This window comes from Mesorhizobium sp. WSM4849 (genome assembly GCF_055811385.1).
On record NZ_JBVVPW010000014.1, the window covers coordinates 183,354 to 194,440 of the forward strand.

General features: G+C 63.7%; 11 protein-coding genes and 1 pseudogene. 3 read left to right on the forward strand and 9 right to left on the reverse strand.

What is annotated here, in order from left to right; genetic code table 11:
* Positions 1 to 52: 52 nt before the first annotated feature.
* The 7 genes from rpsP to AC0L3L_RS18235 all read right to left on the reverse strand — a co-directional run bounded on the left by rpsP (position 53) and on the right by AC0L3L_RS18235 (position 7,094).
* Entirely contained in the window at positions 53 to 475 is a 423-nt protein-coding gene (gene rpsP / locus AC0L3L_RS18205) for a 30S ribosomal protein S16 (RefSeq protein WP_473638614.1), read from the reverse strand.
* Between the two features lie 43 nt (positions 476 to 518).
* Positions 519 to 845 carry a chorismate mutase gene (locus AC0L3L_RS18210; protein ID WP_473638615.1) on the reverse strand — a complete coding sequence of 109 codons (327 nt, stop codon included), beginning with the start codon at positions 843 to 845 and terminating at the stop codon, positions 519 to 521.
* A gap of 7 nt (positions 846 to 852) precedes the next feature.
* Positions 853 to 2,481, reverse strand: a complete 1,629-nt coding sequence (ffh, locus tag AC0L3L_RS18215) for a signal recognition particle protein (RefSeq protein WP_292410069.1) — start codon at positions 2,479 to 2,481, stop codon at positions 853 to 855.
* Positions 2,482 to 2,820: 339 nt separating this feature from the next.
* Complete coding sequence (locus tag AC0L3L_RS18220; protein ID WP_473638616.1) at positions 2,821 to 3,786, reverse strand: lysostaphin resistance A-like protein; 966 nt, start codon at positions 3,784 to 3,786, stop codon at positions 2,821 to 2,823.
* Positions 3,787 to 3,989: 203 nt separating this feature from the next.
* A complete protein-coding gene (locus AC0L3L_RS18225) occupies positions 3,990 to 4,589 on the reverse strand; it encodes a DUF1236 domain-containing protein (protein ID WP_473638617.1) in 600 nt (199 codons plus the stop codon).
* A gap of 63 nt (positions 4,590 to 4,652) precedes the next feature.
* Positions 4,653 to 5,747, reverse strand: a complete 1,095-nt coding sequence (locus AC0L3L_RS18230) for a zinc-binding metallopeptidase family protein (protein WP_473638618.1) — start codon at positions 5,745 to 5,747, stop codon at positions 4,653 to 4,655.
* Between the two features lie 99 nt (positions 5,748 to 5,846).
* On the reverse strand, positions 5,847 to 7,094 hold the full coding sequence (locus tag AC0L3L_RS18235) for a flavin monoamine oxidase family protein (RefSeq protein WP_473485981.1): 1,248 nt from the start codon (positions 7,092 to 7,094) through the stop codon (positions 5,847 to 5,849).
* A gap of 265 nt (positions 7,095 to 7,359) precedes the next feature.
* Between AC0L3L_RS18235 and AC0L3L_RS18240 the strand changes: the two genes are divergently transcribed.
* Positions 7,360 to 8,154, forward strand: coding sequence for a lytic murein transglycosylase (locus AC0L3L_RS18240; protein WP_473525907.1), 795 nt, complete (start codon positions 7,360 to 7,362; stop codon positions 8,152 to 8,154).
* Positions 8,155 to 8,376: 222 nt separating this feature from the next.
* Here AC0L3L_RS18240 and AC0L3L_RS18245 read toward each other — a convergent pair whose 3' ends face one another.
* Together AC0L3L_RS18245 and leuD are read right to left on the reverse strand one after the other, a co-directional pair.
* Positions 8,377 to 9,306 carry a hypothetical protein gene (locus tag AC0L3L_RS18245; protein ID WP_473548881.1) on the reverse strand — a complete coding sequence of 310 codons (930 nt, stop codon included), beginning with the start codon at positions 9,304 to 9,306 and terminating at the stop codon, positions 8,377 to 8,379.
* A gap of 60 nt (positions 9,307 to 9,366) precedes the next feature.
* The gene (gene leuD / locus AC0L3L_RS18250) at positions 9,367 to 9,972 is read right to left on the reverse strand and encodes a 3-isopropylmalate dehydratase small subunit (protein WP_123148747.1); all 606 of its coding nucleotides are present in this window, start codon (positions 9,970 to 9,972) and stop codon (positions 9,367 to 9,369) included.
* Positions 9,973 to 10,125: 153 nt separating this feature from the next.
* Between leuD and AC0L3L_RS18255 the strand changes: the two genes are divergently transcribed.
* Both AC0L3L_RS18255 and AC0L3L_RS18260 read left to right on the forward strand, forming a co-directional pair.
* Positions 10,126 to 10,551: a GNAT family N-acetyltransferase gene (locus AC0L3L_RS18255; RefSeq protein ID WP_473485984.1), complete on the forward strand. Its 426-nt coding sequence runs from the start codon at positions 10,126 to 10,128 to the stop codon at positions 10,549 to 10,551.
* Between the two features lie 244 nt (positions 10,552 to 10,795).
* Positions 10,796 to 11,087 (forward strand): annotated as a pseudogene (locus AC0L3L_RS18260) (IS4 family transposase); the annotation flags it as partial.

An 11,087-nucleotide genomic window follows, 5' to 3' on the forward strand; every position in this document is an offset into this window, starting at 1 on the left:
CCCGCCAAAACCCCCCCAAAAAAAAACCCGCCGGCCACCCCCCCCGCTTTCCCTAACCCAAAAACCCCCCCCCCCCCCGGCGGGCCCCCCCCCCCCCCGCGGGGGGGGGGGGGGGGGCGCCGCAAACCCCCGCGGCTGCATCGTCCTGCGCCTTCTTCAGAAGTGCGGCGCGCTCCTGCGCCTTCTTGCCGGGCTCGGCCTTCTTCGGATTGGAGCGGGCCTCACGCTTGGCGATGCCGGCCTCGTCGAGGAAGCGCAGCACGCGGTCGGTCGGCTGGGCGCCGTGCGAGAGCCAATGCTTGACGCGGTCGGCGTCGACCTTGACCCGCTCGCCGTCCTTGGGCAGCAGCGGGTTCCACGAGCCGAGCGACTCGATGAAACGGCCGTCGCGCGGCGAACGGGCGTCGGCGACGACGACGTGGTAATAGGGACGCTTTTTCGAGCCCGCACGGGCCAGTCGGATTTTCAATGGCATTTCTTTTCTCCTAAAACGCTGATTTTCGGGTTACGGCTGGTCCTCAGCCGGTTTTCGTTACGCCGTTGGATGCGGCGATCTGCTCGTGATGCCGGATCACTTCGCGGACGACGAAGTTCAGGAATTTCTCCGCGAAATCCGGGTCGAGATGGGCGTCCTTCGCCAGCTGGCGAAGGCGGGCGATCTGCTGCTGCTCGCGTGCCGGATCGGCCGGCGGCAGGCCGTGCGACGCCTTCAGCTCGCCGACCGCCTTGGTGCAGCGGAAGCGCTCGGCCAGCATGTGGATGAGCGCTGCGTCGATGTTGTCGATCGAGGCGCGGTAATCGACCAGCGCCGCACGAGCGTCGGCCATGTCCTTCTCTTCGTTCATGGCGCCCTCACTTCTTCTTGCCGGGGCCGTTCTTGCCAAGCATTGGCAGCCCGCCGCCGGATCCCGGCAGGCCAGGAAGCTTCATGCCGCCGGGCAGCCCGGGCAGACCACCGCCACCTGGAAGGCCACCGGGAAGACCCTTCATGCCGCCGAGACCGGCTGCCTGTGCCTGCTTCTGCAAGGCTTCGAGCTGCTTGGGGTCCATTTTGGACAGGTCCGGCATGCCGCCGCCCATCATGCCGCCCGGGCCACCCATGCCCCCTGGCATCATGCCGCCGAGCCCCATCTTCTGGGCCAGGCCGCCCATCATGCCACGCATCAGGCCACCGCCTTTGCCCTTGCCGCCCATCGCCTTCATCATGTCGGCCATGCCGCGGTGCATCTTCAGGAGCTTGTTGATCTCGGCCGCATCGGTGCCGGAGCCTGCGGCGATGCGCTTCTTGCGCGAGTGCTTCAGAATATCCGGGTTGGCGCGCTCGGCCTTGGTCATAGACGAGATGATGGCGAGCTGGCGGCCGAACATCTTGTCGTCAAGACCGGCGGCGGCCATCTGGTCCTTCATCTTGCCCATGCCGGGCATCATACCCATGATGCCGCCCATGCCGCCCATCTTCGACATCTGCTGAAGCTGGCCGGCAAGATCGTTCAGGTCGAACTTGCCCGACTGCATCTTCTTGGCCATCGCCGCCGCCTGCTCGGCGTCGATGTTTTCGGCAGCCTTTTCGACGAGGCTGATGATGTCGCCCATGCCGAGAATGCGATCGGCGATGCGCTTGGGATGGAATTCCTCCAGCCCGTCCATTTTCTCGCCGGTGCCGATCAGCTTGATCGGCTTGCCGGTGACGGCGCGCATGGAAAGTGCTGCACCACCACGGCCGTCGCCATCCATGCGGGTCAGCACCAGGCCGGTGATGCCGACGCGCTCATCGAAGCTTTTTGCCAGATTGACGGCGTCCTGGCCGGTGAGCGAATCGGCGACCAAAAGAATTTCGTGCGGCGACGAGACCTTCTTGATGTCGGCCATCTCGACCATCAGCGGCTCATCGATATGGGTGCGGCCGGCGGTGTCGAGGATGACGACGTCATGGCCGCCGAGCTTTGCCGCCTGCACGGCGCGGCGGGCGATGTCGACCGGCGTCTGGCCCTCGACGATCGGCAGCGTGGCGACCTTGACCTGCTCGCCGAGCTGACGGAGCTGCTCCTGCGCGGCGGGACGCCGCGTGTCGAGCGAGGCCATCAGGACCTTCTTGTTCTGACGCTCGGTGAGACGCTTGGCGATCTTGGCCGATGTCGTGGTCTTGCCGGAACCCTGCAGCCCGACCATCATGATGACGACCGGAGCCGGTGCATTGAGGTCGATGGCGACGCCCTCGGCGCCCAGCATCTCGACCAGCTCGTCATGGACGATCTTGACGACCATCTGGCCGGGCTTGATCGACTTCAGCACGGCGGCGCCGACGGCTTTCTCGCGCACCTTGTCGGTGAAGGAACGCACCACTTCCAGCGCCACGTCGGCCTCGAGCAGCGCACGGCGCACCTCGCGCAGCGCCGCCGAGACATCGGCTTCGGACAGGGCACCGCGGCCGGTAAGGCCGTTCAGGATGGAGCCAAGGCGCTCCTGAAGGGATTCAAACATCTGTCTTCCTTCAATCTCGGTTCGGGTTCGATCCGAGAGGTAATGCGTTCGCACCCAGTATCCAACTCAAAGCCGGCCCAAACAAAGCCAGCCCGGGCAAAAGCCCAAAGCCAAAAAGCACCCGGGGGCGCACAGCGCTGCCGGATGTTGGCCTCCAGGATCGATTTACAGCACGTCACCTCAAAGAGGCTTCGGCGTCCCGGTCGGCTTGCTCGGAGGGATACTCGTCGCGGAATTCGCGGCGTGTAGACAGGAAATCGGCCGCGGAGTCAAGGTGCGGGCCGAATACGCTGAACCGGGCCGGTTCGGTTTATGGCAGCACCACCAGCGTGATGCGCATCAGCTTGGGCCGCCGGAGTGCGAAATATCCGGCTCGACCTTCAGCGGCGAGCGCGGATGCAGCAGCAGCAGAACAGTCAACAGGCTGCAGACGATGCCGATCGCCGCGATGAGGACGGCATCAAGCGTCGTCCAGCCGGGGCCTTCGAGCGGCTTGGCGTTGAACAGGGCGAAGGAATTATAGCTCTGCTGATGCGAAATCAGCAGGAAGCCGGTCAGATTGTTGCCGAGGTGGGCGCCGAAGGCCGCGCCGAGGTTGCCCGTGGCATAGACCACAAGCGTCAGGAGCAGCGCAAAAGCAGCGATCGAGGCTAGCACGCAGGCGTTGATGGCGGCCGTCGAGCTTGGGCTCCAATGCATCGAAGTGAACAGAAGCGCTGGCAGCAATGCCCAGATGAAGGGGTTTTGAAACCGGTTGGCCAGGCCCCTGAGAAGATAGCCGCGAAACAGCAACTCTTCGGACGAGGTCTGCAGCAAGGCCAGCGCAGCGATCGGGATCAGCAACAGCAGCCAGGACGACAGGCCGATCGCACCGCGTGCAATCTCGGGCTGCAAGAGATAGAGCAGGATTTCGGAGAGCAGCGATGTGATCAGCACCGCGGCCAATCCCCTAAGAAATCCCGAGCGCGAAACGCGGCGGCTGGTACCGATCAGCGCCATCAGTGGCTCGCGATGGACCCAGCGCATGGCACCCCACAGGCCGAGCCAGATTCCGGCAAAGGAGGCGAGCGCGGCGAGGATCCCGGCGGGCGAGGCCAAGAAATTCTGCACCGCCCCTCCTTCCATCGGGGTGCCAGACGATGCCTGCCAGATAACAAATAGATAGGCGCCGCCGAACAGCACGGCCATGGTTGTCGCGACCCAGAACAGGATGACGATCGCCGTTCCGAGCAGGAGCCGCGGCAGGGTCGTCTTGGCGTTGGGAGAGCGCCGGTAGCGCTCGAACGCGACAGGGCCTGATATCACGTCGGTTCCTTGCCTGATGCATCGGGTCGCATGATCTAGAGCATCGGACCCAAAAGTGGAAACGGTTTTGGGAAAAGCCGATGCTCGAACAAAAGGCTGGAGCGGCGGGCACGCCGCTCCAGCACGAAGCTCAGGTTAACGATATCGGACAGACGCGGCCGCCGCGGGCTCTTGCCGGGCGGCCGCCTGATTGCTTGCTGATGTCAGCGCTCGACGTACATGATGCGTCGGGTGCCGGGGTCGACCAGTGCCGGCTGACCGTTCACATAGACATAGCGGTAGTCATAGTCCGGAATCTCGCGCAACTCGACGGTATCGGGCAAGGTCGCGCCGGTAACCACCTCGCCCTCGAGATAGACCGGGTCGACCCGGTTGGTCTCGATGTAGGTGCGGACTTCGGCCGGCGGCCGCCTGATCGGCTCGATCGGCTCGCCAGCGACGATCGCTCCGGTATAGGTTTCGGGATCGTCGACGTCGGCGGGCGCCTCGACGATGGTAATGTCTGCGGCGGCCGGGCGCCGGGTCAGGACGACCTCGTTGCCGCCGAAATCGGCCGTCACATAGTCGGAATAGATCCAGCCCTGGCCATTGGCCTCGGCTATGGTGCACCATTTGCTGTTTTGGATGCAGCCATCGAGCGTTGCCGACTGGCCGGCGGCGAGCACGCCGATGACCGGGTATTGCGGGCCTGGGCCGGCGCGAATGTTGAGATCGGCGACCGCCGAAACGGCGGTATCGGCCAAGGCTGTGCCCGACATGGCGACAAGCGCTCCGGCGACAGCAGGAAATAGTATGCGCTTCATGGTTTCGCTCCGTTTTGATGGTCCCTCGCGAACGAAAACGAAACAACGCCTCATGCGTTCCGGCTAAAACGCCTCGGCCGGCTCACGTTTTGTTCCGGTTTCTTTCACTACACCGGTCAGGAGATCGTGGACGAAGGCCAGCTTCTGCGCCGTCACCTCCGAGATGACGAAGGGATAGAGGTCGGGCAGGCCCATGCAGCGGTTGATCGAGTTGGACGCTTCCGACAGCACCAGCCAGCGGGCCAGGATCTTTTCGAAGGCTTCGGGAACGGCGGCAGGTTCTGACGGCGCCGGTTGCAGTTCGCCGCCGGTGTCACCCGGCGACAGGTCGTTGGCCTCCACTGTTTCCAGCCGGCCGAGCGGGAAATTCAGCGCATGCACCATCTCCAACGTATCGGTGATGTGTAGATGGTGCGCCCATGTCTCGGCCCAGTCCTCCCAGGGATGGGACGTGGCATAGGCCGAAATGTGGCCCTGCTGCCAGTCGGGCGGCGCGCCATTTCCATGGTAGGCCTTCAGCGCCTGCTCGTAGTCGGCGCGCTCGTCGCCGAACAATGCGCGGAAGGCGGCAAGCCGTTGCGGGTCGTCGCGGATCAGGCGGTCCCAGAAATAGTGGCCGAGCTCGTGGCGGAAATGGCCGAGCAAAGTGCGGTAGTTCTCGCCCATCTCGACGCGCCGTCTTTCGCGCTCGGCCGAGTCCGCCTCGGCGACATTGAGTGTGATCAGGCCGTTGTCATGGCCGGTCAGGATACGCTCGCCACCCGGACCGCCGATCGGATCGGCGAGGAAGTCGAAGGCGAGGCCGGCCTCGTCGCCGGCGTTCTGCTTGGGTGCGACCGGCAGTCCGGCGGCGAGCAGCGAATAGATTGCCCGCTTCTTTGCCGCTTCGACGCGGATCCAGCGACGGCGGTTGCCCTCGACCGAAAGGTCCGGGATCAACTGGTTCAGCACGCAGGCGCGGCAGAAGGCATGGCCAGGTTCAGCCATCCAGTTGCAGGCGCACTCGTCGGCATTGGTGCACTGGAAAACGCCGCCGGCGCCTGACAACACGAAGCGCGCATGCCCGGGATCGTAGAGCACGGAGCTGGCGCAGTTCAGGCACTGGGCGTTCTCGAAATAGAGGCGGTGGCCGCAATGCGGGCAATCGAAGAGCTTCATACCAATCTCAAATCACCAGGTCTCAAATCATCAGCCCGGATATAGTGCGGAGCGGCATATCGCCCAAACGCCTGTCGGCGGCCGGCGTTCCTGCCGTTGCTATTTTGCCGCAAGCTGGGCGGCGACCGTTCTCGCCACCGCCTCGCCCGATAGCCTGGCGCCGCCGCAGGTTTGCATCAGCGGACCGGCCAGATGCTCGCCGGCGAAGAAGATTTTTTCCGCCACCGGCTGCATCAGCGTGGCGCGCGCCTGCGAACGGCCGGGTCGGGCCGCCGCATAGGCGCCGCGCACGAACCGCTCGCCGCCCCAATTGGTCATCATGGCGCGCCCGACATGTTTTCGCACGTCACCGCCGAAGATGGCGCACAGCCGGTCGACGACGAAGTCGACGCCTGCCGCCTCGCCCGCCGCCGACATCTCCCAGGCAAAATCGCCGCCGACGAAGCCGACCATCAGGTCGAGGTCGAAGGGAAAGCAAAGGAAGTAGATGTCGTGCCTGGCCAGCCGCTCGATCAGCAGGTCGTCGAAGGGCGCCAGCCCGAGCCTTGTGCCCGTGATTTCAACCGGCAGCTTGGTCAGCATGCCCATCGGCAGGTCGAAGAAGGCAGCGAAATGCGTGTCGGGCAGCGCCGGCGCGAATTCGACCTCCTCGAAGGCGAGCACCGCCGGCGAGGCGGTGACGATGGCCGCCTTGGCGCGGATGGTGCCGCGATCGGTGACGCAGGCGACGCCGGGCACGTCCCAGAGGATTTTCCGCACCGGCGTCGACAGCTCGACCGGCACGTCGACGCCGAAACGGGCGACCAGCGCGCCGAACCCCTCCTTGGTGAAATAGTTCGGCTCGAGATCGGCGGCGGCCTGAAAGTCGCGGATCGATATCTCGTCCTCGTCGGCACCGAAGTCCATCGGTCCGGCAAAGGTGGCGGCGGCGCGCGGCGCATGGCCCCTGGCGAGCAACGCCGAAAGACGGTCGTCGTCGCCGGGCTTGACCTCATGCGCCGCCAGCAGCTCGAACAGCCTGATATCGGCCGCTTTCATTGCTGCCTCTTCGTCCTCGCTCGCCTTTCGGTTGCGATAATAGAGATGGTCGACATTCATGTCGTGATGATGAAGCGTCCAGCGGGCGGCTTGCGCCTCGGCAAAATAGGGATTGCGGTCGGCCGCGTGCAGCCAGGCGCAGCCGATGTCGAAAGGAACGCCGAAATGCTGATCGCTGGTCCAGGCGCGGCCGCCGATACGGTTCATCGCTTCGAGCAGCTTGAAGGAAAGGCCGGCCGCACGCAGGGTCTTGGCGGCGGAAAGTCCCGCCGAACCGGCGCCGATGACCACGACGTCAACGTCTTCCATGAATATTCTAGCCCCCGCCACAATAATTGCTTGATCGTAAGCAAGTTCTCCGGCATTCGCCAGCGCTGCGGTGGCGATGCGTAAACGACTTCTTAGCGCGGCGGCTCGAAAATCGGTTTCGATTGTCGGAAAGCACGATGCGCTGATTGTAAAGTGTTGGAGCGTACTGCGTCCAACTGGGCGCACGTCGCTCCAACGGTGACAAGCGGGCGTTTCGCTGGCAAATTCGTATTTGGGACAAGATCCAGGCAACCAGGAGAGAAACATGGCATTTTTTGCCAAGGGAAAGATTTTCGCGGCGGCAGCATTGATGATGCTTGCGGCGGCAACAGCGGCACAGGCCGCCCAGTGCGGCAATACTGGCGCGGGCTTCGAAGCGTGGAAGGCTGAGTTCGCCTCGGAGGCTAGAGCCAACGGTGTAGGCTCGAAGGGTCTGGCCGCTCTGGCTAACGCGACCTACGCAAAAAGGACGATCGCCGCCGACCGCGCTATCCACAAGGCTTTCAGCGGCTCGGTGGAAGCTTTCATGAAGCGCCGTGGCGCATCCACCATCATTTCCAAGGGCCGTTCGCTGAAGAAGTCGAACGCGGCGCTGTTCGACAAGATCGAGGGAACCTACGGCGTGTCGCCGGGTGTGTTGCTCGCCATCTGGGGCATGGAGACCGGCTTCGGTTCCTCCATGGGCAACCAGAATACGGTCTCTGCCATTTTAACGCTTGCCTATGATTGCCGCCGCCCGGAGTTCTTTTATCCGCATGCCATTGCAGCCCTGAAGCTGGTTGATCGCGGCGCGTTGAGCGCGTCGTCGGTCGGTGCCGCGCATGGCGAGATTGGCCACACGCAATTCCTGCCCGGAAATGTTTTGAAGTATGGAGTCGGCAACAAAAATCTGCGCGACAAGAGCACTGCGTTGGCTTCCACCGCCAACTTCCTCAAGGGTCATGGTTGGCGGGCCGGCGGGAGCGCGCAGGCGAATATGGGCGCAATTGCTGGCTGGAATTCCGCGAGCGTCTATCAACAGGCCATCGCCCGCATGGCCACGGCGATCGATGGCGACTGATGGAAATCTCTATTCGACGGAAAACCCGGCCATGCGCCGGGCCTTTTTGTTGATGCTCTAATGCATGTCGCCCAAAAGTGCGCAGCGGTTTTGGGACAGCGAAATGCATAAAAACAAGAACTTAAAGCGCGTTGCGTGAATCCTTTCAGACGCAACGCGCTTTAGGGTTACGACTGCCGCCGCTCGGCCCCGCCTCGGGAACGAAGGCGCGAAGCAGAGAAGCTAATTCGGCGAGCCGAGCGCCTTGTCCATCGCTTCCCTGACCTCGGCAGGCCACGTGTTCACTGCTGGCCACGCGTCCGGCTCGGGCTTGTCGCCCCGGCGGGCGAAATAGAGCTTGTGGTTGGCCGGATCGACCGCCATGAAGCCGTCATTGCCACCGCAATTGTGCGGCACGCAGCCGCTGGCATAGAAGGCGCCCGAGGCGGTTTTCTCGGTGCCGCCGCCGACCAGCAGGCTGGTCGCCATCTCGGGCATCTCCTTGCCGAGCAGCGTCTCGGCCAGCCTGTAGACGGCCTCGTTGTGGAAAGCGGCGACGATGTTGTCGTATTTCGACGGATCGACGTCTTTCCAGTCAGTGCCGGGCTCCGGCATATAGGTGAGATTGCCGGAAATCGTCAGCCCGTCCGTCGGCGACCATTGCAGCGCCGGCTTGGAAACGCCCGGCAGCAGATAGGGCACGAAATAGATGGCGCTGTCGGAGATCGCAGCCGGCGGTGCGCCGCATTCATCCTGCTCGACCGTGATGCTCTGGATGGTGCCGCCTTCTGGCTTCCAGACGATCACCGTGGCCGGGCCGCACTGGTTGCCGCCATCGCCGACATCGACCAGCGCGACGTTGACCCCGCCGACCTTGACGATCTTGTCGAAGGACACCTCGTAATTGCTGGCCAGCTGCTTGCCGTCATAGGCCAGCACCTTCTCGCCATACTCTTCCTGCTGGGTGATGGTCAGCTGCCCACTCTCGAACGGGACCGGTGCTTGGCTGTCATCGTCGGCTAGGGCCGCATTGCTCGACGCGCCCAGGTCGGCGGCCCGGCCGGACGCATCGTCAGCCGGCACGAGCACCATGTCGGTCTGTGCATGCGCGCCAGCCACCGGCATCAGAATCCACGCCAGCGCGCAGGCGCCGGCAAGAAGCGAACGTGTCATGACTGTCCCTCAGTTCAGCCGCCACGAACCCGGCCTGTCGCGGCCGGGTCATCGTACCGCTCAGGCCCAGGGGCGCTCAGCGGCGTTCTTCTTCTCGAACGAGGCGATAGCGTCGGCCTTCTCCATGGTCAGGCCGATATCGTCGAGCCCGTTGAGCAGGCAGTGCCGCTTGAAGTCGTCGAGGTCGAACTTGACCACGCCGCCGTCCGGTCCGCGGATTTCCTTGGCTTCGAGGTCGACCGACACCGTTGCGTTGGAACCGCGCGAGGCGTCGTCCATCAGCTTCTCCAGATCCTCGGGGCTGACGGTGATCGGCAGGATGCCGTTCTTGAAGCAGTTGTTGTAGAAAATGTCGGCGAACGAGGTCGAGATGACGCAACGGATGCCGAAATCGAGCAGCGCCCACGGCGCGTGCTCGCGCGAAGAGCCGCAGCCGAAATTGTCGCCGGCGACCAGGATCTGCGCCTTGCGATAGGCCGGCTTGTTGAGCACGAAGTCCGGATTTTCCGAACCGTCGTCCTTGTAGCGCATTTCGGCGAACAGTCCGCTGCCGAGCCCGGTGCGCTTGATCGTCTTGAGATAATCCTTGGGGATGATCATGTCGGTATCGACATTGACGATCGGCATCGGCGCGGCAACGCCGGTGAGCTTGGTGAATTTTTCCATGGTCTTTGCCCGTCTTCTTTTCGCTGCGGGGATGTGTTGGCGCCCGGTTTACACAAAGCTGCGGGCAAATAAAAGGCGGCTGTTTTGGGCTGGCCCTGGTCCTGGAGCACAGGCCGCTTCAAAGTTGCCGCCCTATGGTGCACCTTGGCCGGCATGACAACACGTCCCAAAGTCCTCTACGCCAGCGAACCGACCCTCGACGCAGCCGAGTTCCGCCGCGTGCTGGTGGAATCCGGCCTCGGTGTCACTCGGCCCATCGATGACGACGTTCGTCTGAAGGCGATGCTTGCCAATGCAGATCTGGTGTTGACGGCGCGCCTCGATGCGCCTGGCAAGCCGCTGATTGGCCTCGCCCGAGGCATCACCGACTTCTCGTGGGTATGCTATATTTCCGAGCTCGCCGTTTGCAAATCGGCGCAGGGGCTCGGCGTCGGCAAGGGCCTGCTCGACGAAGCGCGGCGGCAGCTCGGGCCGTCCGTCGCCATCTCACTGATTTCCGTGCCCGACGCCGTCGGCTTCTACGAACGGATCGGCATGGCGCGCATGGCCGACGCGTTCTGGTTCGGCCGCGAGCGCTGACGGGCTCGCCTGTCGCGATCCTTCGCGCCCCCCTCTGTCCTGCCGGACATCTCCCCCACACGGGGGGAGATTAGCAGTTTCAGCGCCCGCTCGCCCTGCGACGAAGGAGGTTGGCGAAAGCGGTGGTGACAGCCAATCTCCCCACTCGTGGGGAGATGTCCGGCAGGACAGAAGCGGGGCGCTGTCCCATAGGCGCTAACCTTAGGGGTAGACTGGTGGAATCGAGATGTGATTCCTAGGCCAGATGCAGAGGAATGATTCGATTGAAAGCGACTGGCAGGCTCTGATCTCGAGACTGTCGCAATGTGTTGATCTTGACACGACGGCGCGAGCGACGGGAGCGCTGGTACGTCGTCGCAATGTTGCGGACGCAGCGACATTGCTGCGTCTGGCCTTGGCCTATGGCCCCGGCGGGATGAGCTTGCGCTCGGCGGCCGCCTGGGCCGGGATGAACGACGTTGTTGCTCTTTTGAAGCGCTTGCGTGGAGCGGCCGATTGGCTTGGCTGCATCGCAGGCGCCTTGCTGGAAAACGCTT